The sequence below is a fragment of the Brevundimonas sp. AJA228-03 genome (genome assembly GCF_017795885.1).
GTDB lineage: Bacteria > Pseudomonadota > Alphaproteobacteria > Caulobacterales > Caulobacteraceae > Brevundimonas.
In genome coordinates this window covers 1,724,151-1,745,273 of the sequence record NZ_CP059297.1, presented here as the reverse complement: position 1 = coordinate 1,745,273, position 21,123 = coordinate 1,724,151, and the positions used below count along the sequence as shown (strand labels likewise).

Sequence of the window (21,123 nt, the reverse complement as noted above, 5' to 3'; positions counted from 1 at the left end):
ATGTCCAAGCGCAAGGTCTTCCGCGACGACCACGAGATGTTCCGCGATCAGGTCCGGCGTTTCGTCGAGACCGAGATTGTTCCCCATCATGCCGAATGGGAGCGCGACGGCATCGTGCCCAAGTCGCTCTGGCTGCGGGCCGGTGAGGAAGGTCTGCTATGCGTCACTGCGCCTGAGGCCTACGGTGGCTCCGGTGGAGATTTCGGCCACAGCGCCGTGCTGATCGAGGAACTGGCGCGTGTGAACGCCACGGCAGTCGGGTTCACCACCCACTCCGACGTCGCAGTGCCTTATCTGGTCAACTACGGGACGGACGATCAGAAGGCACGCTGGCTGCCGCGGCTGATCTCCGGTGAGTTGATCGCCGTCATCGCCATGTCCGAGCCCCAGATCGGCAGCGATCTGCGGGGCATGAAGACCAGGGCCGAGCGCGACGGTGACCATTATGTGCTGTCAGGCCAGAAGACCTTCATCACCAACGGGATCAACTCTGGCCTTGCGATCGTCGCGGCCAAGGTCGAGGGCCAGGCCAACCCCAAGGACATCACGCTGTTCTGTGTCGAAGAGGGCATGCCGGGGTTCGAAAAGGGAAAGAAGCTCGAAAAGATCGGCCTGCGCGGTCAGGACACTTCGGAACTGTTCTTCTCCGACGTCCGGGTGCCGGTCGAGAACAGGCTGGGAGAGGAAAGTGGCGGCTTCACCTGCCTGATGACCGAACTGGCCAAGGAGCGGCTGGTCATCGGCATTCGTGCCGCCGCTTCGCTGGAGTCCATGCTCGACAAGACCGTGGCATACACCAAGGACCGAGTGGTGTTCGGCAAGCCCCTGTTCGAGTTCCAGAACACCCGGTTCAAGCTGGCCGACGTCAAGGCGCGGACCCAGATGCTGCGGGTGTTCATCGACGACTGTCTGCAACAGTTGCTCGACGGCGAACTGACGCCCGAGACCGCGGCAATGGCCAAGCTGACAAGCGCCGAGCTTCACGGCCAGCTTCTGGACGAACTGCTCCAACTCCATGGCGGTTACGGCTATATGAGCGAATATGATGTCGGACGGGCCTGGGTTGATGCGCGCGTCGCCCGCATCTATGCGGGCACTTCGGAGATCATGAAGGAAATCATTGCCCGCACCCTCTGATCGCGATCAGGAACCCTCTCCGGGAACACGGCTATGGATTTTGGCATCACCGGCAAGCGCGCCCTGATCTGCGCTTCTTCGGCGGGACTCGGAAGGGCCTGCGCCCAATCCCTGTCCTCTGAGGGTGCCGAAGTCTGGATCAATGGCCGTGACAGCGCACGGCTTGAGGTGGCAGCGGCCGAGATTGAAGCCCTGACTGGCCAGCGGCCCCATACCGTTCTCGCCGATATTGACACCAGCACGGGCCGTGACGCGGTGATCGCCTCCTGCCCGCGACCCGACATTCTCGTCTGCAACAGCGGTGGTCCCCGCCCGGGACGCCTTCATGACTGGACCGAAACCGCCTGGTCCGAGGCGGTCGCGGCCAAGATGATCTCGCCGATCCTTCTGATCCAGTCCCTTATCGGGGGAATGCGCGAACGCGGGTTCGGGCGGGTCGTTGTCATCACCTCGGCAATGGTCAAGACGCCGAAGCTTCCCATGGCCCTGTCTACCGGACCCCGCGCCGGCTTGACCGCCTTCTGCAAGGCTCTTGCCGGAGAGGTCGCGGCCGATGGCGTGACAATCAACTGCCTCCTGCCAGAAAAGGTCGAGACCGATCGCCTGGCCCAGATGACCCGCTCCCTGGCGCGCGCTCGCAGCATTGACCTTGACGAAGCGCGCGCGGAAATGGTCGCCTCAATCCCGGCCGGTCGTTTCGGCCGACCGGGCGAGGTCGGCGATGCCTGCGCGTTCCTGTGTTCGGATCGCGCTGGCTACATCACCGGTCAGAACCTGCAACTGGACGGCGGAGCCTATTCCGGTCTTGTCTAGGTCTCCCGCACGATCCGGTTGACCAGGGTCCCGATCCCGGAGACCTCAAGCTCAATCTCGTCTCCGGATTTCAGGAACCGTTGCGCTTCCAGACCACAGCCATTTCCAACCGTTCCCGAACCCAGGAACTCTCCCGGATAGAGGGTCTCCGAGCGCGAGATGAAGGCGATCAGGTCCTCGAAAGTCCAGTGCATCGTCCCGGAATTGCCCCTGCCCCACTCCTCGCCATTGACCCGCGCAATCATGGTCAGATCGTAGGGATTGGGGATCTCGTCCGCCGTTACGAGGCACGGCCCCATCGCGTTTCCGGTATCGAAATCCTTGCCCTTGGAGGGGCCCAGCTGGCCGATCATCTCGATCGCCTGCGCATCACGCGCGCTGAAGTCATTGTAGATCGTATAGCCGAAGATGTAATCGCGGGCGTTTTCGACCGACACGTCCTTGGCCGGCTTCTTGATGTAGCAGCCGAACTCGAGCTCGAAATCCATCATCCTCGAATAGGCCGGCCAGATCACGGTCTCGCCGGTCCCGATCACCGAGAACCGGTTGGCCTTGTAGTAAAGGGGCTGTTTGACGAAGAGGTCCAGGATCCGCTGTTCGGCCTCTGAAGGTCCGGTGTCCGCGATGACGTCGACGCCCTTCGCCCTGGCCCTCATGGCGCGGCCCGCGGCATAGGCCTGGCGCTGGTGCAGTTCGAATGTGCTGCAGTCTCTTATTTGCGGCGGCGGCTGGATCGGGGCCCTGAGCCTGACGTCTTCCCGGCGGCGAACAGCAGTGACGGGCGCAGATTTCACCGCCTCCATAGCCATGTCGAGGGCGTCGTCGCCGCCTTCGATCAGGGCCAGAATATCGGCCAGCGCCGGTGCGACAACGCCGTGCTTTTGCCGATGGGCTTCCGCCAGGTCGACGACGCGGTTGTCCCCCTCGATGAAGGCTCCGGCCCGGCGATGGCCTTCATGCTCGAATGTGACCAGGCGCAAGGGCTTACCTCATACAGAGTGGGTGATTTCGGGGCCAATGAAGGCTTCTCGCGAGCCAAAGAGAAGCACATGATTGGTCGAGGTGATCGCAAAGATTCTGTCCAACAACGCCTTCACGCCGAAGACCAGAGCCCAGCGCGACACTCCGGTCTTGCTGAGGATCATTTCGTGCGCTCCCCCGCCCACGCGTCCTTGTCGGAATCCGAAAGAGCCAAAAACGGGGTCCAGCAGACAGCCTCCTGCCGTCCGGACGTTATCAGAGACTGGAAACGGAGCAACAGATAAATCTGATATCGGAATACCGTTCTGGAATGCGAACTCTACTCGCCGCCGTCTTCGGTTGACGGCGCATCCGCATCGGAGACCGTCACCATGCTCACGAGCGTTGCGACCAGATCGTCCAGGGTCGCAGCCGGTTGCCAGAACGGGTGAACCGGGTTCACGGCCAGTGCGGCCTCGCGTGCCGTCATGACGGCACGCAGGCCCAGACTCAGGAACACAAGCCTGCGTTCCAGCGCGTCCGGCCTGGCGGAGGACAGACGGCGAATGTGGTCGAGACATCGCTGATATCCGCGGTTCCAGACGTCCCCGACGATGGCGTCGAAGGCGACACGGTTCTGCAGGCTGAATGTGGATATGAAGCGAAGGTAGTCGCCCTCCCCTCCCTCGAGGCCAAGCTCGGTGGACGGCAGGATCAATACCTCCATGACCTCCCGCAGCGAGTCGGGTCCACCGGCGGCTTCCAGCGCATCCAGCTGCGCCATGCGCCGTTCGTCGATCAGCCTCGCTCCGTCGATGACCAGTTGCGCCACGAGCGCATCCTTGGAGCCGAAGTAGTAATGCAGCGAGGCTCCATTCCTCTGGCCCGCTGCTGTCAGGATCTCACGCACCGAAACGGCATCGACGCCGCGTGCAGCGAACAGACTCTGGGCAGCCCGTTTGATGGCGTCCCTGGCGACATCGGCTTTCATGGGTTGACGGTCTAGCCCGACCATGCAAGCTAAAACAATCGTTTCATTCTTTTGATTTATGTGTCGTGGACCTCGATTTCGCTGGCAGGAATGTTCTCGTCGTCGGCGGAACCAGCGGTATCGGGCTGGCCTGCGCCGAGGCCTTCAGTGCGCGCGGTGCCAATGTCGGTGTTACTGGCACCCGGTCGAGCAAGGCCGCCTATGGTGACGGTGCCCTGGCGCTGGAGCCGTTCGTCTTTTCAACGCTGAACGTGGCCAAGCCAGGTGCGGTCGAAGCCTGGCGCTCGCCCTTTGAAACCCTCGACGTCGTCATCCTGTCCCAGGGCACCGTGCAATACCGTCGCCAGGAGTTCGAAGCCGAAGCCTTTCGACAGGTTGTCGAGGTCAACCTGACCAGCCTGATGGCCTGCGCGCAGAAGCTGGCGCCTGCCCTGGAGGCCAGCTGTGGCAGCCTGATCATCATCAGCTCGGTCGGCGGCCTGCGCGCGACCCGCGGAAACCCGGCCTATTCGGCATCGAAGGCCGGTGCCATCCACCTGACCAGGACGCTCGGCGATGCCTGGGCGGCACGCGGCATTCGCGTCAACGGCATCGCCCCAGGCCTTGTCGCCACCCGGATGACGGAGGTCACGACTTCAGATCCCGTTCGGCTACAGGAGCGGCTCAAGGGCATTCCGCTGAACCGGCTGGGTCGCCCGGAAGACATCTCAGGCGTGGCGCTGTTTCTTGCGTCGCCGCTTGCCGCCTACATCGTCGGCGAAACAATCGTCGTCGACGGCGGCCGTACCCTGTCCTGAAACTGCACGAGAACGGAAGAGACGATGGCCTGGGACTTCGAAACCGATCCTGATTTCGCCGAGCAACTGGCCTGGATCGACAACTTCGTGCGCGACGAGGTCGAGCCGCTTGACCTGATCCTGCAAAGCCCGTTCGACGTCGACCACCCCCTTAACCGGAAATTCGTCCGCCCGCTGCAGCAGCAGGTCAAGGATCGCGGGCTCTGGGCCTGTCACCTAGGTCCTGAACTGGGCGGTCCCGGCTATGGTCAGGTGAAGCTGGCCCTCATGAATGAAATCCTAGGTCGATCAGTCTTTGCCCCGACGGTGTTCGGTTGCCAGGCCCCGGATTCGGGCAATGCAGAAATTCTGGCCGTGTATGGAACGGCTGAACAAAAGGCGCGCTACCTGCAGCCCCTGCTGGCCAATGACATCGTCTCATGCTTCTCGATGACGGAGCCCCAGGGCGGTGCCGATCCGACCACCTTTTCCGCCCGCGCCACATTGAAGGGCGACCGGTGGGTCCTCAACGGCGAGAAGTGGTTCGCGACCAACGCCCGCTATGCCAGCTTCCTTCTTGTCATGGCCGTCACTGATCCCGACGCAGAGCCCCATCGCCGGCTGTCGGTCTTCATCATTCCGAAGAATGCCCCAGGCCTCGAGATCGTTAGAAACGTCGGCTATGGCGACCGCGATCCCTCGCATGCCTATCTTCGCTTTACCAATGTTGGTGTGCCGCTGGATCACATGCTGGGCGGTCAGGGCGATGGCTTTGTCGTCGCCCAGGTGCGGCTTGGCGGCGGTCGCATCCACCATGCGATGCGCACCATCGGCAAGGCGCGGCAGGCCTTCGACATGCTGTGCGACCGCGCCCTGTCGCGCGTCACTCGCAATGAACCTCTGGCCAACAAGCAGATGGTCCAGGAAAAGATCGCCGACAGCTGGATCGAGCTTGAACAGTTCCGTCTTCTCGTGCTGCGCACAGCCTGGAAGATCGATCGCGAAAAGGACTACAACAAGGTCCGCGGTGACATCTCGGCAGTCAAGGCCGCCATGCCCAGAGTGCTTCACGACATCGCTGCGCGCGCCGTCTATATCCACGGCAGTCTGGGCCTGTCGAACGAGACTCCGCTCGCTGCCATGGTGCTCGACTCCTTCCAGGTCGGTCTGGCCGATGGCCCGACCGACATCCACAAGGTAACCCTTGCGAAACAGGTGCTTCGCGGTCGCAAGCATTCTCAAGGCCTCTTTCCCGATTATCACCTGCCCGCCCGGCGTGAGGCGGCCCTGGCAAAGTTCGGTCTCACCGGCGAAGAGGCCGGTTTGCGGCAGCCCCCGGCGTGACCATCGATCGTCCTCACGGGCTTGAGCTGGTCGATCTCGATGTCCTCGCGACCTGGATGGACAGCCAGGGCCTTGGGGCTGGCTCGATCGTCGATGTGGTGCAACTAACCGGCGGCTCCCAGAACGTCCTGTTGCGTTTCAGGAGAGCGGACCGCGAATACGTTCTTCGGCGCCCCCCGCTCAACCCACGCCACGACGGCAGCGATACCATGCGGCGCGAGGCTCGCGTCCTGAAGGCGCTCAAGGGGTCGGACATCCCCCACGCCGGTCTGATCGCGGCCTGCGACGACGCCTCGATCCTCGGCGCGGCCTTCTACCTGATGGAACCTCTTGATGGGTTCAATGCCGCTGTCGGCATGCCACGACTGCACGCCGGATCACCGGCGGCTCGCCATGCCATGGGCCTGTCCGTCATCGAAGGCCTCTCGCGGATCGCCCTGATCGATCATGAAGCCGTCGGCCTTGGAGACTTTGGCAAACCCGAGGCGTTTCTGGAACGCCAGTCACGGCGCTGGATAAAGCAGCTGGAGGGCTACGGGGAGTTCCCGGGATGGCCAGGAGCACAAGGCCTGCCGGACGTCCACGCCATTGGCGCATGGCTCGACCGGCATCGCCCGCAAAGATTCAGGCCCGGACTGATGCATGGCGACTTCCATCTCAAGAACGTCCTCTTTTGCCAGGACCGGCCAGCCCTTGAAGCGATCATTGACTGGGAGCTGTCGACCATCGGCGATCCCCTGGTCGACCTCGGCTGGCTGCTGGCAACCTGGCCGGGCCCGGGCGGCGACATGAGCCAGACGACCATCATCGTCCAGCCCTGGGACGGCTTTCCCGAAGCCGAGGAACTGGTCGAGGTCTATGGTCGACTGACCGGTGCCGACCTGTCGAACCTGAACTGGTATCGCGTGTTCGCCTGCTACAAGCTGGCCGTAATCCTGGAAGGATCGTGGGCCCGTGCCTGTGCCGGCAAGGCGCCGATCGAGATCGGCCAGCGGCTGCACAGCAACGCCGTTCGTCTGCTGGCTCGCGCCGGTCGCTGGATCGAGGGCCTGGCGACATGAAAACGCCCGCCGGGTGCTGACCCGGCGGGCGTCTCAGGGTCAACCGGGTCCTAGCGGCGCCCTGAAACCGTGGATTCTGCCGACGCGTTCTCGAACATCCTGTTGATGTCGCCGGAGGTCACCGGTTTGCCCGCTTCCCGCTTGGGTGCGGCACCGCCAAGGTTCAGCAAGGGGTCCGTATCAACAGGGACCGCAGCAGCAGAGGCCTTCAAGGCCCCCACAGTGCAATCTTCCTTCCTGAGGACCGAGAAGGGGTCATAGGAGAATTCGCGTATCGCATTGATGTGGGTGATCTTGTCGATCGTCTCAGGCGACAGGTGCTTGACGTCGTTCCAGAGCTTCTCGGCCGAGTGGGGCCAGACCGAGTCCGAATGCGGGTAGTCGCATTCGTACATGACCATGTCCTCGCCGATATAGTCGAGGTTAGCCAGGCCGAACCGGTCCTCGATAAAGCAGCTGATGATGTGCTTCTTGTAGATGTCGCTCGGCATGACGCCCGGACCAAAGTTGGAATTCGTCCAGGCCTTGTGATGACCGTGGGTGAAGTCGGCCCGTTCCAGCAGATAGGGAATCCAGCCGATTCCGCCTTCCGACAGCGCCATCTTCAACGTGGGGAATTTCTTCCACATCGGTCCCCAGATCCAGTCGGCCGCCGAGTTGGCGATCGAGATCGGCATCGACGTGATCCAGGCATCGATTGGCGACAGGTCCGAAGCGTGCTGCGCTGCCGACCCCGTGCCGATGTGGCAGCAGATAACCACCTTGTTGTCGGCACAGGCCTTCCAGAGCGGATCCCAATACGGATCGTGAAGCGAGGGCCAGCCCGACAGGGCAGGATTGTCGGAGAACGACAGTGCGTGGACGCCCAGTCTGGCCATCCGTTCGACCTCGGCCACGGCCGCCTGCATGTCCCAGAACGGCGTCAGCATCAACGGGATAAAGCGGCCGGGCGCAGCGCCGGCCCAGTCATGCACATGCCAGTCGTTGTAGGCACGGATCGCTGCCAACGCCACATCGGGGTCCTGCCGGGACGCTGTCTGGAAGCGTGCGCCCGCAAAACCGGGAAAGGTGGGGAAACAGATCGACCCGAGAATGCCATTGGCATCCATGTCCTCGACGCGTGCCTTGATGTCCCAGGTGCCGCGGCGCATCTGCGCATAGTTGAGCGGCTCCATGCCGTACTCTTCCTTGGGGCGCCCGACCACGGAGTTCAGGCCCATATAGCCGGCGGCCTTTTCCTCGAACATCCAGACGTCGCGCCCGTCGCGCTGCTCGATTTTCGGCTGCCGACCCTTGAGCCGCTCGGGCCAGTGGCGATCGAACGCGTTCGGCGGTTCGATGACGTGATCGTCAACGCTCACCAGGATCATGTCATCAACGTTCATCCGGCTCTTCCTTATTTCCCAGGGCAGCTTGTCGCCGCCTCTAATCCCGGCGCAGTCTCGCGGGCCACGCCATTCAGAATATCTTTCTATAACAAAAATGCAAAAAGTGTCTAGAAAATATGCTGCGTCATCTGGACGCCGCAAGCCCGCAGGAACCGTCAGATGATCCGTCGCATGGACCATTTCACCGTCGTCACAGAAGACCTCGCGGCGACGCTTGCGTTCTATGATCTCCTTGGACTCGTCCCGGGGCCTCGCCCGGATTTCGGCGTCCCGGGGGCATGGCTTTATGTCGGTGAAAGCCCGGTGCTTCACATCGTCGAGACCAACCGGATGCCGGAGCCTCGCCGCGGAGCCCTCGATCATATGGCATTTTTCGCTGAAGACCTGTCCGGGACGGCTGAGCGGATACAGACAGCGGGCCTGGATTACCGGATTATCCGGACGCCGCGCCCTTTCAGCCGCTGGCAACTGTTTTTGCTTGATCCCAACGGCGTCGATGTCGAACTGGACTTTGCGCCTGAAGAGACGCCACCCGCCGACTGGAAATCCCGCGCTGGTCTGGCCGCATAAACCCGAGACCCACGGCGATCAGGTCAGGGCAGTGGTCAGACGGAGTCCTGTGTCACGCAGGGCAGCCCCGATCTCGTCAAGCTGGCTGTCCTCATGCTGGCCCAGCAGCATCACGCCCACGATACTGAACGCGATATCGCGGCCCCGGTCGAACACCGGGGCCGCAATGGTCTGCACACCCTTGGTGAAATAGCCCTGGTCACTGGCCCAACCGCGCGCCTCGGCAGCCTCGACCTGGTCCCAGTACTCCTCGAACGTCAATGGCGTCTGCCAGCGCAGCGCCTTGAACGCGGCCTTCAGATCCTTGCGCGACCAGCCAAGATGTGGAGCCATGATCCGGCCGGTCGACGCCATCAGAACCGGCAATCGCTGCCCCTCTGCCATCTCGATGCGCACATTGGCCGGGCTTGCGACACTCTTGATCAGAACGATCTTGTCAGGCCCAAGACGTTTCCACAGGGTCATGGTGATGTTGTAGCGATCGGCCAGATCACGCATCAACGGGGTCGCCGCCGCCACACGCTGGCCTTCGGTCAGCAGATTCCCGACCAGCGTCGTCAAACCGACACCGACGGAATAGGTCTTGGCCAGGGGATCGAACTCGACCACATCCTCGAGCACCAGCGTGCGCAGAATATTGAAGCAGGTGCTGGCGTTCAGGCCGAGGCTGCGCGAGATGGTCACGGATCGCGTTGGACCGCCGGCCTCGACCAGAAATTTCAGGATCCGGATCGCGTTCGCCGCAGGTTTGACGATCACCATCTTCTCGGCGGCATCACTTGCGGTCGCAGACTCGACAACATCCGCGGTAATGACCTCTTCGCTGACGGCCCTTCCTGCTGCTGATCGCGCCATGCGCACTCCGTCAATTCGCGCGGCAAGGCCGCGATATCTGGGTCTGACTAGCAGGCATTGATGCCCATGCGAAACCGGAAACGCTACCCACCATGCCCCGGGAAGCATGGGATGCACGGTTCTGGCTTGAGAACCGACAACTCCATACAGTCAATTCCTGGTGTGGGGTTCCAAGGATATCCAGTGACGGATCAGATTGCGCGTTGCCGAGGATGCCGTGTCGGGAGCCGGTCCTGCCGGTTCGGCGCCGATGATTTCGTTGCGGTGGGGGCCAGTGAGGGGCTGGTGTCGCTGACCTGCCCGTCCGACTTCCAGGGTGGCCCGGAAGTCGCGCATGGCGGATGGATAGCCGCCGTCTTTGATGACGTCCTCGGTCGATTCCTGACCCATCGCGGCCTGTTGGCGGTCACGGCGACCCTGAAAGTCGACTACCTGATGCCCGTTCCTGTCGAACGCCCGCTGGTCCTCAGCGTCCGGATCGAAGCAGAAGAGGGGCGCCGACGTGTGATGTCAGGAGCCCTGCGCCTCATGGGCGAGGATCAGGACCGCGCGACAGCTCAGGGCACCTGGGTCGAGCGCAGACCCGACCATTTTGATCGGCACAGGGCTCAGATCGCTGACCTCGGGCCGCAGCGACAGAGCTGATGTAACGCCGACAACGATTGAACCCGGATCAGCATGGCCGGGCCGGTCGAGCTTCTTCGCTTCAGACTTCCTTGATCGGAACCGCCGGGTCAGCGAGGCGGGTCGTGTCGATCTCGCGACGCGAGGCCAGCCACTGACGTCCGACCATGAACTCCGGCGGCGCATTGATCGCCTCCACCGCCTGGACCCGCTTGCCCAGCAGGTGAAAGACCGCGAATTTGCGCGTCATTGGCTCGCCCCGAACCACAACTTCGTCCACGTCAAAAGGCACGCCCGCAATCTGCAGCTTGAGATCGTACTGGTCGGACCAGAACCACGGTGTCTCCGGCTTTGGTTCTGCGGTTCCGCAGATGGCTGCTGCCGCCTGGCGCGCCTGCTCGAGAACGCTGGGCACGCTTTCCAGACGATGCGAGCGCCCGTAATGTGGCATAGGTCTCTGCGTCATGTCGCCGATCGCGAAGATGAAGGAGTCGGACGTTCGCGCTTCTCCATCCACAATGACCCCGTTGTTGCATGCAAGGCCTGCGTCCCGGGCAAGATCATCGTTCGGGATGGCTCCGATCCCGACCAGAACGGCGTCGCATTGCAGCACCGACCCATCCGCCAAACCGATACCCGACACGTGGCCGTCCAGACCCTCAAATCCTGCCACCACCGTACCAGTATGTATGCGGACGCCATGGGCCTCATGAACCCCGCGAAAGAAGTCGGACAGGACAGGCCCCGCGACGCGGGCGAGCAGCCTGTCTTCACGCTCGACGAGATCAACGCTCGCGCCCAGAGTGCGCGCCGAGGCCGCGACCTCTAGCCCCACATAGCCTCCGCCGATGATCGCTAGGCGGAAGCCCGGCCTGAGCCGCGCCTTGATCGCCTGCGCGTCCTCCATGGTCCTCAATTCGAGAAATCCCGTCAGATCACTACCCGGCAGGACGAGCTGTCGCGCACGAGCTCCGGTGGCCAGCACCAGGGTGTCATAGGCCGCGACTTCGTCGGTCGACAGGATCACCTGCCTCGCCGCTCGATCGATCCGGGTTACGCGTGTCGAGGTTCGCAGATCAATGCTCGCGTCGACGTACCAGTCCGGTTGGCGAAGCAACAAGCCCGCAGCCTCCACGTCTCCCTTCAGCCACCCCTTGGACAGTGGCGGCCTCTGATAGGGAGGATGCGGCTCCTCACCCACGAGCATGATGGCTCCCGTATATCCGTTCTGACGCAGATTTGCGGCCAGGGCACCGCCCCCGTGTCCGGCACCTACGATGATCGTTGTCATGCGTTTTGCTCCAATCGTGACTCCGACCTGCGAGTCAGACATGGATCGCGTGGCCCAGCGCCCGCAGGCTGCTCTCATGGATCGCTTCGCCCAAGGTTGGATGGGCATGAACAACGCCTGCCACATCTTCAAGAACAGCACCCATTTCCAGCAGGGTCGCAAACTCGCCGGCCAGTTCGGAGACATGTCGGCCAACGGCCTGGATGCCGAGAATACGATGGTCCGATTGTCGCGCCACGACTCGCACGAAGCCACCGATCTCGCCGGCGTCCATCGTCAGGGCACGCCCGTTTGCCTGGAAAGGAAACTGCCCGGTCATCACCTCGACACCGGTCGGCACCTGTTCGGGGCCGAGGCCGATACTCACGATTTCCGGCTCCGTGAAACAGACGGCCGGAATCGCGACGGGATCAAACCGGCGTCGCTTCCCCGCAATGATTTCGGCCACCATCTCACCTTGAGCAGATGCCTTGTGGGCCAGCATCGGCTCCCCTACGAGGTCCCCGATCGCCCAGACGTTATGCGTCGGGGTGGCGCAGCGATCGTCCACCTGGACGAACCCACCGCGCGTCTTCAACGCCATGGCGTCGAGACCCCAACCCTCCGTCAGAGGTTTGCGGCCAACGGTGACAAGCAGCTTGTCGGCAGGAAGGTCCAGTGCGGGCCCGTCTTGTGTCGCGATCCTGAGGGTATTGGCTTTGAATGCGCCGGCCTTGGCCCCCAGGTGAACCCGGACGCCGTGCCGTTCCAGCCACCGGCGCACCGGCTCCGTCAACTGGGCATCATACAGGGGCAGAATACGGTCCTGTGCTTCGACGATCGTGACTTCAGCCCCGAGCTTGCTGAACGCGATACCGAGTTCCAGACCGATATAGCCGGCACCGACCACGACCAGTCGCCTTGGCACCTCATCCAGGGACAAGGCCTCCGTAGAGGAGAGGACGTCGCCGCCGAACGGCAGGTTCGGCAGGGCGACAGGATCCGATCCCGTCGCCAGGATCACATGCTCCGGGCGAATGAGGACTGGTCCCTCGGCGGTCGCGACGTCACAGGTCTTGGCGTCGGAAAAGGTTGCCCAGCCGCTGACCACACGCACCTTCGCGCGCTTGAGAAGGCCGGCAACTCCATGGCTGAGCCGATCGACGATGGCGTCCTTCCAGCCGATCGTTTCGCCGAAATTGAGGGTCGGGACGCCACTGACGTGAATGCCGAACCGGCCGCCGGTCGACCAGGCACCCATGGTATCCTCGAACAGCCCGGCTGCGTGAATCAGGGCCTTCGACGGGATGCAACCCCGCGTCAGACAGGTGCCCCCCAGACGGCCATTTTCGGCCAGCACAGTGTCCAGTCCCAGTTGACCGGCCCGAATGGCAGCGACATAGCCGCCGGGTCCACCGCCCACGACCAGGACCTTGGGTGTCAAAATCTCGGCCATCGCATCAGTCCATGAAGATCAGGGCGGGATGTTCGAGCAGCCGCCTGATCCGCTGCACGAAAAGCGCGGCGTCATAGCCATCGACGATACGGTGATCGAAGGCCGACGACAGGTTCATCATCTTGCGCACGGCGATGAACGACCCGTCGATCACAGGCCGACTCACCAGCTTGTTCGGATTGAGGATCGCCACCTCGGGATGATTGATCACGGGGGTCGAGACGATGCCGCCCAGAGGTCCCATGCTGGTCAGGGTGATGGTTGAGCCTGAAAGTTCCTCCCGCACCGCCGTGCCGTCACGCACGGCCTTGGCCAGGCGAGCGACCTCCCGCGCGCAGTCCCAGACATCCAGCGCCTCGACATGTCGCACCACAGGCACAATCAGCCCGTTCGGTGTCTGGGTGGCGATCCCGACGTGCACACCCTCGTGGGCCTGCAACACCCCGTTATCGTCGTCGTAGAGGGCATTGATCTGCGGGAAGTCCGGCAGAGCCCTGGCCATAGCCTGCATGATGAACGGCAACAGGGTCAGTTTTGGCTGGTCGCTGGTCCGGTGCTCATTGAGATCCAGCCGGAGCGCCTCGAGTTCTGTCAGATCGCATTCCTCGACATAGTTGATATGCGGGATGCGGCGCTTGGCCTCCTGCATCTTCTCCGCAATCTTGCGACGCAGGCCGATGATGCGGGTGTCGTTGACGCCGGTGCGAGCCACCCGCGACGAACCGCTGGCAACAGGGTTTGCATCCCGCACCAGAAAGGCGTCCAGATCGTCGGGTGTGATCCGTCCGGCAGGTCCGGTTCCCGGCACCTGCGTCAGAGACACGCCCAGATCGAGGGCACGCCGACGCGTCGAAGGCGATGCCAGCGGCGCTTCCTCCAGGGCTGTGCTGGACGGTGTGCCGGATAGGGGAACGCGAGTCTGCGCCATGATCTTGTTCGGGGCAAGCCCGGCTTCTGGCTCGCGGACCGGCTTCTCGATTGAAACTGTCTCAATAACAGGCGGGCCCTCGGCCCTCGCGGAAGCCGACGCAACGGCCGTATCGTGCCCCGCCTCGCTCTCGAACTCGACCAGCACGGCGCCGACGGGCAGCATGCCGCCGACTTCGCCGTGGATGGCCGTGACCGTGCCCGCCACCGGCGAACTGATCTCGACCGTGGCCTTGTCCGTCATGACCTCGGCGAGGTTCTGGTCTTCCTCGACCTCGTCGCCGACCTTGACCAGCCAGGCGACGATCTCGGCCTCTGCGACGCCCTCGCCGACATCGGGCAGGCGGAAAAGATAGAGCCCCATGGCCTAGTCCTCCATCGCGCGCTTCAGCGCCTCAGCAAGCCTCGCGGGACCGGGGAAATAGTCCCACTCGAAGGCGTGCGGGTAGGGTGTGTCCCAGCCCGCTACCCGCTGAACCGCGCTTTTCAGGTGATAGAAGCAGCGCTCCTGGACCAGGGCGGACAACTCGCCGCCGAAGCCGCCGAAGCGCGACGCCTCGTGCAGGATGACGCACCGGCCGGTCTTCCGGACCGAGGCTGTGATGGCCTCGACATCCAGCGGCACGATGGAGCGGAGATCGATCAGTTCGGCATCGACACCGCTGTCCTCGATCCCGGCAAGGGCCACGTGGACCATGGTGCCATAGGCCAGGACGGTCGCCTCGGTCCCTTTGCGGACGGTCGCCGCCTTGCCGAGTGGCACGGTGTAGCGCCCGGCCGGAACCTCAGCCATCGGGTCGCCCGCCCATGTCTTCAGCGCCTGCTCGTGCCGCCCGTCGAACGGGCCGTTGTAGAGCCGCTTGGGCTCCAGAAAAATGACCGGATCGTCGTCCTCGATAGAGGCGATCAGCAATCCCTTGGCGTCGTAGGGGTTGGATGGAATGACGGTCTTCAGGCCCGTGATGTGGGCGAAGATCGCCTCCGGGCTCTGGCTATGGGTCTGCCCCCCGAAGATGCCCCCACCATACGGCGACCGGACCGTGATGGGTGCCCAGAACTCGCCGTTCGAGCGGTAGCGCAGCCGTGCGGCCTCCGACACCAGCTGGTCGAATGCCGGCAGGATGTAGTCGGCGAACTGGATCTCCGGAATCGGCCGCAGGCCGAACGCACCCATGCCGATGGCGGTCGCGATGATCCCGCCCTCAGAGATGGGGGCGTCGAAGCATCGGGTCAGGCCATGCTTCTTCTGCAGCCCGTCGGTCACCCGGAAGACCCCGCCGAAATAGCCGACGTCCTCGCCGAAAATGAGCGTGTCGGGGTCCTCGGTCAGCATCACGTCCAGGGCGGAGTTCAGCGCCTGGATCATGTTCATGGTGGGCATGGCGTCAGATCCCCAGCTCGCGGCGCTGTTCGGTCACCCGCCAGTCCGGGTCCTTGAAGACGCCTTCGAACATTTCCTTGACGCTGGGTTTGGACTTGCCGAGCGTGCCGACGGCCTCGGCCTCCTTGACCGCGGCGCGGACTTCGGCGTCGAGCTCGGCGATCAGTGCGGCGTGACGTGCCTCGTCCCAGGCCCCCAGACCGATCAGGTGGGCTTTCAGCCGTTCGACGGGATCGCCCAGCGGCCAGGCTTCGGCCTCGTCGGCCGGTCGGTATCTGGTTGGATCGTCCGATGTCGAATGGCCCGACGCCCGATAGGTGTAGAGCTCGATCAGGGTCGCACCGAGATTGTTGCGCGCCCTCTCAGCCGCCCATTCCGTCGCCGCCCAGATCGCCAGGAAGTCATTGCCATCGACTCGCAGACCCGGGAGACCATAGGCCAGGGCCTTGGCCGCAAACGTTGTCTCATTGGCCCCCGCGATGCCCGAGAAGCTCGAGATGGCCCACTGGTTGTTGGTCACGCACAGAATGACCGGGGCCTTGTAGACACTGGCGAAGGTAAGAGCCTCGTGGAAGTCGCCTTCCGCAGTCGTGCCCTCGCCGATATAGGCGAGCGCGATCGAGTCACCCCCCTTGAACGCCGACGCCATGGCCCAGCCGACCGCGTGGCCGAACCGGCTGCCGACATTGCCGGACAGGGAGTAGAATCCGTATTTCCGCGCTGAATACAGGATCGGCAGCTGCCGGCCCTTCAGCGGGTCGTTCGCGTTCGAAAAGATCTGGTTGCACAGGTCGATCAGCGGATAGTTCCGCGCCATCAGCCAGCTGAGGACCCGATAGGTCGGGAAACACATGTCGTCACGATCGAGGAACAGCGACTGGGCTGCACCAATGGCCTCCTCGCCGGTCGACTTCATGTAGAAGCTGGTCTTGCCTTGGCGGTGCGCGCGAAACAGACGTTCGTCGAAGACGCGGGTCAGAAGCATCGCGCGCTGGCCAGCCAGCAGGGTCTCGACCGGCAGATGGGGGTTCCACGGTCCGGAGGCTTCGCCGGCGTCGTTGAGCACCCGGACGAGACCATAGGGAAGGTCGCGCATATCGGACTCGATCGCTGACGTCTCGGGTCGACGCGTGTCGCCGGGTTCCGGAATCAGGGACCGGTCGAACGCCGGTGTGTCGCCAGGCCGCGCCAGGGGCTCGGGTATATGCAGGCGAAGGGGCAGGCGGTTCTTCATGGCGGCGACCAACAGGGTGGGGCCGCGATTGTGCCGTCTGGTATCAGAAATTTTATCGTCTATTTAGAACGCCATCCAAGGCAAACTGGATTAGCCAATGCGCTGATCGGGCAATAACCGGTCTATCATTCCAATCCCGGCTTAGAAAGCCAACGAGCCATGTTCCGCTAGACAATGCAGGAGAAGGCATTTTGACCGCCGCAGATCTCGACGAAACCGACCTGAAGATTCTCGACGTGGTCCAGCGCAATGCGCCCATGACCACCGCTGAACTCGCCGAAAGAGTCGGCATGTCGCAATCACCCTGCTGGAGACGCCTCACACGCCTCAAGGACGACGGCTATATCGTCGATCAGGTCACGCGCCTGTCGGCCGAAAAGCTCGGCCTTCGCACCAACGTTTTTGCAAACGTCAAACTGTCGGCTCACGGCCGAACCAATCTCAATGAATTCATCGAGGCCGTTTCGCGAATTCCCGAGGTCCTCGAGGTTCATCCCACGATGGGGCCGTTCGACTTCCTGCTGCGCATCATCACCCGAGATGTGGAGGACTACCGAGAACTGGCGTTTGGCCGCCTTCTGACGCTGCCGACTGTCCAGGAAATCAATTCCACGATGTCGCTCGGGCCCGTGAAACTCACAACGGCGCTGCCGATACGATAGATCATTCGATGGATTGCGCGGTCGGCGCAGCGATCCGGAACCGACAGCCGGTGGTCCGACAAAGCGGCCATTCAAGAGCACTGCAACGCCGCCGATCAGAATGATGAGCACCAAGCCAGGCGGAGACGAGTTCGCATTAGACTGCCACCACCAGCAGGCGCATTGCCTTAGCTTGGCCTTAAGACCCTTCATGTTTCCCGGAGATTGGAAGTTTGAAGACCGTGGAGGGCTTCGCGTGAACGGTGCCCCCGGTTGGCTCAAGAGTCTTCACCATGACAAACGCGGTTCAATCGCCGTAAAGTTCGCATTGGTCGTGCCGGTTATCGCGACGTTGAGCGCCGGTGCCATCGATCTCATGGCCGTCAGCTCGTCAAGGTCCAGACTGCAGTCCATCGCTGAGAATGCCGCTCTGGCCGGCGCCCGCTCCCTGACCCTCGCCGCAGACAGTGTCACGGCCGAGCAGGCGGCAGAGAATTTCGTCAAGGGCGAGATGAGCGAGTGGTCGACGGCGCCGACCTATACAGCGGCCTATAGCGTGACCGAGACCAAAGACGGCCGCCGTCTGCAGGTGAGGCTGACAGGCCACCGCCCCTCCTTCTTTGGCAGCCTGCTCCCCCCCGGGGGCTGGCATTTTTCTGCCGACGCCACAGCCTCACCGGTCAGCCAGACACCGCTTTGCGCCATCGGGACCGGTAGTGGCACGAATTTGAACGCCCTATCCTCTATCGGAGCCTCGCGACTGACGGCCCCGGAATGCATGGTGCATTCGAACAGCAACATTCTGACGGGCAACACAGCCACAATCACGGCGCTCGCAGTCCAGGCGGTGCGAGGTGTGACCGGGACCGGGATCTCGCCTGCGGCTGGCGAAGGTGCGGTTCCGATAGAGGATCCCTTTGCCTCGATGGTCTTTCCGTCGCTCAACGACTGCAAGACCCAAAACAAAAACTCCGGTCAGGAATGGCCAATCGTCTACCCTCAGAACACGACCTATTATCTTGATCCCGGGCTCCATTGCCGACCCATAACCATCAGAAATTCGACCACCCTGATCCTGAGACCAGGCGTTCATCTGTTCTACAAAAACCTGTCCGTCCTCAATTCCGCGAGGCTGATCGGTGAGGATGTCTTTCTGTTTTTTGACGAAGGGGCCGGCCCCGTGTTTACAGGATCGAGCATCCAGATCGATCTGTCCGGGCGCAAGAGCGGGCCCTATGCGGGTATGGTGATGGCCACCATCGCAGGGGACGAGCCAGACATCATCATCCCCGGGAGACAGGTCAAACGATTGCTTGGCGTCGTCTATGCTCGCAATGGATTTCTCAGGGTCGGCGGCATTGGAATTGCAGCTCAGGACAGCGACTGGACAGTCGTGGTCGCGAATGAGATCCGGTTGGAGCAAGACGCATCACTCCGGATCAATGCCGACTATGAGAACAGTGACGTCCCGGTCCCTGCCGGCGTCGGCCCCAACGGTGGCATCAGGGCGAGCACACGCTTGTTGAACTAGAGCCTGATCGGCTGAGGTGGAATCGCTTCGCGATTCCGCCGATGCCGTGAATCAGGCTCCAGATATGAGCGAGGGCATGATTCACGCTTTCGGCTGGACCCACGACGTGGGTCCAGCTCAAACGATCATGCCCTAGGGTCGGGACTCATTTGGCCCAGTAGCAGACGGTCGCGGCGATGAGCACGCCGGAGAGGTAGTTTGCTGCGAGCTTGTCGTATCGGGTAGCGACCCGGCGATAGTCCTTAAGCCTGGACCAAAGGCGCTCGACGGTGTTGCGCTGGCGATAGGCGACGACGTCATAGGGGATGGGTCGTTTTCGCGATGTTGTGGTCGGGATGACGGCCTCGGCGCTTCGCTCGGCCAGGCGCTTCCTGAGGTGGTCGGCATCATAGCCCCGATCAGCCAGCAGCTTGCGGAACGGCCCGGCGGCCTCGATCAGGGCGTGGGCCATGGTGATGTCGTTGGTGTTGCCGGCGCTGAGCAGCAGCACGCGAGGCCGTCCCTGATCATCCACCAGCCCGTGGATCTTGGTCGTCCGACCTCCTCGCGACCGGCCTATGCTCTGGACGAAGGCCCCCCTTTAGCGCCCGCCGCCGAGCGGTGGGCCTTGACCGAGGTCGAGTCGATGGCGGCGCTGGAGTAGATGCCGCTGTGGCCGGTCAGGGCCTTGAAGATGTCGTGCCAGATGCCTTGGCGGCTCCAGCGGTTGAACCGGTTGTAGACTGTCGTGTACGGCCCGTACTCGGCCGGGCAGTCACGCCAGCGCGCACCCGATTGAAGCATATGGATGATTCCGGAGATCACACGGTGATCATCCACTCGTCGCGCGCCGCGACGACCGCGAGGCAGATGGGGCTCGATCCGTGCCCACGCTTCGTCATCCAGCCAATAGAGCTTCCGCATTCAAGGACTCCTTCCGGAATCCTTGAATCAGAACAACTGAAAGACGGCCAGGACTTATTGAGTACGGACCCTAGGCGTTGTTGACCTGGCCCCGAAATCTCGGACCGATCTGAGCTGGAGTTTTCTCGTTTTGTGACCTTGACCCCGATGGTGGACCGGGCCGCGCAGGCACGTCCCGGTGTTCAGGTGCGGGGCGGGCCATATGGCAGGGTGCCGTTCATGAGCTCGACCGGGCACTGGTCGCCGATCGCGCTGTGGGTTCTTTCCTCGCTTTAGTCTCTGCGCCAACTCTCGCATTTTCGACGGGCGTCGTCGCGGGAGAGGAACCAGGCCGAGAGGGTTCACGCTTCAATCGGGCTTGGCGATCATCACCCAGATGCCGGCGACCAGCGGCACCGTCTCAACAAGGCCCCAGATGATCCAGCTGCGGCAGTCGCGTCGGTACTGCTCGGGGGGCCTGTCAGGGTAACTTCGCCGAGTCGAAAGCGCCCTGCCCCGCCGCCCTTCAGGCAACCGCAGTCGCCCATGCGGCATCAGCCTCGGCCCGGAAGCGGCGAAGTGTGGGTCTGCTGATCAAATGGCGCTGGATGCTGAAGGTGTTGTAGATCGCCGCGTGGGTGGTGAGAAATCTCCGGGCTGAGGCCTGGGATTTGAACCACTGCTGCTGTCGTTCTCGTCGTCGGATCGGCAGGTGGGCGTTCTCAGAACGGCTGTTTTCGCGAAGGCACCCCGGCCTGTGAAGGTGACGCAATTCCAGACGGTCGAGCGCTGCCCCGTACGATAGCAGGCCGTCCGTCGTGATCGACTGCGGCTCGGCCGGCTGATTGTGTAACAGGCGTCGGAGAAGCCTCAGCGCCGCCTCCGTATCCCGCCGGCGCTGGACCAGGAGATCGAGGACCTCGCCTTCGTCATCGACGGCCCGCCATAGAAACATCCGCTTGCCACCGATGTTGCAGACCACCTCGTCCAGGTGCCAGCGAGGCGACGGGGCCCCTCGCCGCTTCTTCAACCGCCGGGCGATCAAGGGGCCGAACTTGATGGTCCAGCACCGGATCGTCTCGTAGCGGACCTCGATCCAGCGCCGGGCCATCAGTTCCTCAATGTCGCGAAAATTGAGGCTGAAGCGAACGTACAGCCGGACGGCATGGCGGATGACGTCCGCCGGGAACCGGTGGTGGCTAAACGAAAGCAGCTTCACGAAACATCTTCTCAGCCAGCAGCTTACTGCCGAGCTGCCGGAGACCTTTTGTCGTTCGCCTGA

21 protein-coding genes are annotated in these 21,123 nt (G+C 62.9%); 9 read left to right on the top strand and 12 right to left on the bottom strand.

All coding sequences use genetic code 11. The annotated features are described in order from the left end of the window. Together HZ989_RS08590 and HZ989_RS08585 are read left to right on the top strand one after the other, a co-directional pair. On the top strand, nucleotides 1-1,137 hold the full coding sequence (locus HZ989_RS08590; protein ID WP_209320446.1) for an acyl-CoA dehydrogenase family protein: 1,137 nt from the start codon (nucleotides 1-3) through the stop codon (nucleotides 1,135-1,137). Nucleotides 1,138-1,170: 33 nt separating this feature from the next. Further along, entirely contained in the window at nucleotides 1,171-1,950 is a 780-nt protein-coding gene (locus tag HZ989_RS08585) for an SDR family oxidoreductase (protein ID WP_209320445.1), read from the top strand. On the opposite strand, the gene HZ989_RS08580 is transcribed toward HZ989_RS08585, so the two are convergent. The 3 genes from HZ989_RS08580 to HZ989_RS08570 all read right to left on the bottom strand — a co-directional run bounded on the left by HZ989_RS08580 (nucleotide 1,947) and on the right by HZ989_RS08570 (nucleotide 3,901). Beyond that, nucleotides 1,947-2,930 (bottom strand): fumarylacetoacetate hydrolase family protein, encoded by a 984-nt coding sequence (locus HZ989_RS08580; protein WP_209320444.1) that lies wholly within the window; start codon nucleotides 2,928-2,930, stop codon nucleotides 1,947-1,949. The two genes, HZ989_RS08585 and HZ989_RS08580, sit on opposite strands and share 4 nt — an antisense overlap. A 9-nt stretch (nucleotides 2,931-2,939) precedes the next feature. Further along, entirely contained in the window at nucleotides 2,940-3,095 is a 156-nt protein-coding gene (locus HZ989_RS08575; protein ID WP_209320443.1) for a hypothetical protein, read from the bottom strand. Nucleotides 3,096-3,250: 155 nt separating this feature from the next. Beyond that, on the bottom strand, nucleotides 3,251-3,901 hold the full coding sequence (locus HZ989_RS08570) for a TetR/AcrR family transcriptional regulator (protein WP_209320442.1): 651 nt from the start codon (nucleotides 3,899-3,901) through the stop codon (nucleotides 3,251-3,253). Between the two features lie 65 nt (nucleotides 3,902-3,966). Here HZ989_RS08570 and HZ989_RS08565 point away from each other — a divergent pair, with 65 nt between their 5' ends. From HZ989_RS08565 to HZ989_RS08555, 3 genes are read left to right on the top strand one after another with little or no spacing between them, the layout of a single operon-like run. Continuing rightward, nucleotides 3,967-4,698, top strand: a complete 732-nt coding sequence (locus HZ989_RS08565; RefSeq protein ID WP_209320441.1) for an SDR family NAD(P)-dependent oxidoreductase — start codon at nucleotides 3,967-3,969, stop codon at nucleotides 4,696-4,698. Nucleotides 4,699-4,722: 24 nt separating this feature from the next. Next, nucleotides 4,723-6,021, top strand: a complete 1,299-nt coding sequence (locus tag HZ989_RS08560; protein ID WP_209320440.1) for an acyl-CoA dehydrogenase family protein — start codon at nucleotides 4,723-4,725, stop codon at nucleotides 6,019-6,021. Then, complete coding sequence (locus HZ989_RS08555; RefSeq protein WP_209320439.1) at nucleotides 6,018-7,082, top strand: phosphotransferase family protein; 1,065 nt, start codon at nucleotides 6,018-6,020, stop codon at nucleotides 7,080-7,082. Before HZ989_RS08560 ends, HZ989_RS08555 begins: the two co-directional genes overlap by 4 nt. 50 nt (nucleotides 7,083-7,132) lie before the next feature. Here HZ989_RS08555 and HZ989_RS08550 read toward each other — a convergent pair whose 3' ends face one another. Beyond that, on the bottom strand, nucleotides 7,133-8,650 hold the full coding sequence (locus HZ989_RS08550; protein WP_245162325.1) for an amidohydrolase family protein: 1,518 nt from the start codon (nucleotides 8,648-8,650) through the stop codon (nucleotides 7,133-7,135). On the opposite strand from HZ989_RS08550, the gene HZ989_RS08545 reads away from it, so the two are divergent. Beyond that, nucleotides 8,630-9,040 (top strand): VOC family protein, encoded by a 411-nt coding sequence (locus HZ989_RS08545; protein ID WP_209320438.1) that lies wholly within the window; start codon nucleotides 8,630-8,632, stop codon nucleotides 9,038-9,040. The genes HZ989_RS08550 and HZ989_RS08545 overlap by 21 nt on opposite strands. 18 nt (nucleotides 9,041-9,058) lie before the next feature. Here the strand turns inward: HZ989_RS08545 and HZ989_RS08540 are convergent, their stop codons facing one another. Further along, nucleotides 9,059-9,895: an IclR family transcriptional regulator gene (locus HZ989_RS08540; protein ID WP_209323077.1), complete on the bottom strand. Its 837-nt coding sequence runs from the start codon at nucleotides 9,893-9,895 to the stop codon at nucleotides 9,059-9,061. A 111-nt stretch (nucleotides 9,896-10,006) separates the two neighbouring features. Between HZ989_RS08540 and HZ989_RS08535 the strand changes: the two genes are divergently transcribed. Continuing rightward, complete coding sequence (locus HZ989_RS08535; protein WP_209320437.1) at nucleotides 10,007-10,540, top strand: PaaI family thioesterase; 534 nt, start codon at nucleotides 10,007-10,009, stop codon at nucleotides 10,538-10,540. A 61-nt stretch (nucleotides 10,541-10,601) separates the two neighbouring features. Here the strand turns inward: HZ989_RS08535 and HZ989_RS08530 are convergent, their stop codons facing one another. Genes HZ989_RS08530 through HZ989_RS08510 form a run of 5 tightly spaced genes read right to left on the bottom strand, consistent with a single transcriptional unit; the run spans nucleotide 10,602 to nucleotide 16,787 of the window. Further along, complete coding sequence (locus HZ989_RS08530) at nucleotides 10,602-11,810, bottom strand: NAD(P)/FAD-dependent oxidoreductase (RefSeq protein ID WP_209320436.1); 1,209 nt, start codon at nucleotides 11,808-11,810, stop codon at nucleotides 10,602-10,604. A gap of 34 nt (nucleotides 11,811-11,844) precedes the next feature. Next, nucleotides 11,845-13,245 carry a dihydrolipoyl dehydrogenase gene (lpdA, locus tag HZ989_RS08525; protein WP_209320435.1) on the bottom strand — a complete coding sequence of 467 codons (1,401 nt, stop codon included), beginning with the start codon at nucleotides 13,243-13,245 and terminating at the stop codon, nucleotides 11,845-11,847. A 4-nt stretch (nucleotides 13,246-13,249) separates the two neighbouring features. Further along, on the bottom strand, nucleotides 13,250-14,536 hold the full coding sequence (locus HZ989_RS08520) for a dihydrolipoamide acetyltransferase family protein (protein WP_209320434.1): 1,287 nt from the start codon (nucleotides 14,534-14,536) through the stop codon (nucleotides 13,250-13,252). Nucleotides 14,537-14,539: 3 nt separating this feature from the next. Next, nucleotides 14,540-15,553 (bottom strand): alpha-ketoacid dehydrogenase subunit beta, encoded by a 1,014-nt coding sequence (locus HZ989_RS08515; RefSeq protein ID WP_209320433.1) that lies wholly within the window; start codon nucleotides 15,551-15,553, stop codon nucleotides 14,540-14,542. 4 nt (nucleotides 15,554-15,557) lie between these two features. Then, nucleotides 15,558-16,787, bottom strand: a complete 1,230-nt coding sequence (locus HZ989_RS08510; RefSeq protein WP_209320432.1) for a thiamine pyrophosphate-dependent enzyme — start codon at nucleotides 16,785-16,787, stop codon at nucleotides 15,558-15,560. Between the two features lie 191 nt (nucleotides 16,788-16,978). Here HZ989_RS08510 and HZ989_RS08505 point away from each other — a divergent pair, with 191 nt between their 5' ends. After that, complete coding sequence (locus HZ989_RS08505) at nucleotides 16,979-17,449, top strand: Lrp/AsnC family transcriptional regulator (RefSeq protein ID WP_209320431.1); 471 nt, start codon at nucleotides 16,979-16,981, stop codon at nucleotides 17,447-17,449. A gap of 235 nt (nucleotides 17,450-17,684) precedes the next feature. Next, on the top strand, nucleotides 17,685-18,959 hold the full coding sequence (locus HZ989_RS08500) for a TadE/TadG family type IV pilus assembly protein (protein ID WP_209320430.1): 1,275 nt from the start codon (nucleotides 17,685-17,687) through the stop codon (nucleotides 18,957-18,959). Between the two features lie 145 nt (nucleotides 18,960-19,104). On the opposite strand, the gene HZ989_RS08495 is transcribed toward HZ989_RS08500, so the two are convergent. Together HZ989_RS08495 and HZ989_RS08490 are read right to left on the bottom strand one after the other, a co-directional pair. Beyond that, nucleotides 19,105-19,862, bottom strand: a protein-coding gene (locus HZ989_RS08495) for an IS5 family transposase (RefSeq protein WP_209320429.1) whose coding sequence is annotated in 2 segments (ribosomal slippage) — nucleotides 19,105-19,529 and nucleotides 19,529-19,862 — 759 coding nt in all. Because the reading frame shifts where the segments join, the coding sequence is not laid out codon by codon here. A 505-nt stretch (nucleotides 19,863-20,367) separates the two neighbouring features. After that, nucleotides 20,368-21,060: an IS6 family transposase gene (locus HZ989_RS08490; RefSeq protein WP_209320428.1), complete on the bottom strand. Its 693-nt coding sequence runs from the start codon at nucleotides 21,058-21,060 to the stop codon at nucleotides 20,368-20,370. Between the last annotated feature and the right edge of the window lie 63 nt (nucleotides 21,061-21,123).

Bases quoted from the DNA above. Each gene is read 5' to 3' on its own strand.
- HZ989_RS08570 (WP_209320442.1), bottom strand. From the start codon at position 3,901: ATGAAAGCCGATGTCGCCAGGGACGCCATCAAACGGGCTGCCCAGAGT.
- HZ989_RS08520 (WP_209320434.1), bottom strand. From the start codon at position 14,536: ATGGGGCTCTATCTTTTCCGCCTGCCCGATGTCGGCGAGGGCGTCGCA.
- HZ989_RS08545 (WP_209320438.1), top strand. From the start codon at position 8,630: ATGATCCGTCGCATGGACCATTTCACCGTCGTCACAGAAGACCTCGCG.
- HZ989_RS08540 (WP_209323077.1), bottom strand. From the start codon at position 9,895: ATGGCGCGATCAGCAGCAGGAAGGGCCGTCAGCGAAGAGGTCATTACC.
- HZ989_RS08575 (WP_209320443.1), bottom strand. From the start codon at position 3,095: ATGATCCTCAGCAAGACCGGAGTGTCGCGCTGGGCTCTGGTCTTCGGC.
- HZ989_RS08560 (WP_209320440.1), top strand. From the start codon at position 4,723: ATGGCCTGGGACTTCGAAACCGATCCTGATTTCGCCGAGCAACTGGCC.
- HZ989_RS08535 (WP_209320437.1), top strand. From the start codon at position 10,007: ATGCACGGTTCTGGCTTGAGAACCGACAACTCCATACAGTCAATTCCT.
- lpdA (WP_209320435.1), bottom strand. From the start codon at position 13,245: ATGGCCGAGATTTTGACACCCAAGGTCCTGGTCGTGGGCGGTGGACCC.
- HZ989_RS08530 (WP_209320436.1), bottom strand. From the start codon at position 11,810: ATGACAACGATCATCGTAGGTGCCGGACACGGGGGCGGTGCCCTGGCC.
- HZ989_RS08550 (WP_245162325.1), bottom strand. From the start codon at position 8,650: ATGGTCCATGCGACGGATCATCTGACGGTTCCTGCGGGCTTGCGGCGT.
- HZ989_RS08585 (WP_209320445.1), top strand. From the start codon at position 1,171: ATGGATTTTGGCATCACCGGCAAGCGCGCCCTGATCTGCGCTTCTTCG.
- HZ989_RS08515 (WP_209320433.1), bottom strand. From the start codon at position 15,553: ATGCCCACCATGAACATGATCCAGGCGCTGAACTCCGCCCTGGACGTG.
- HZ989_RS08510 (WP_209320432.1), bottom strand. From the start codon at position 16,787: ATGAAGAACCGCCTGCCCCTTCGCCTGCATATACCCGAGCCCCTGGCG.
- HZ989_RS08590 (WP_209320446.1), top strand. From the start codon at position 1: ATGTCCAAGCGCAAGGTCTTCCGCGACGACCACGAGATGTTCCGCGAT.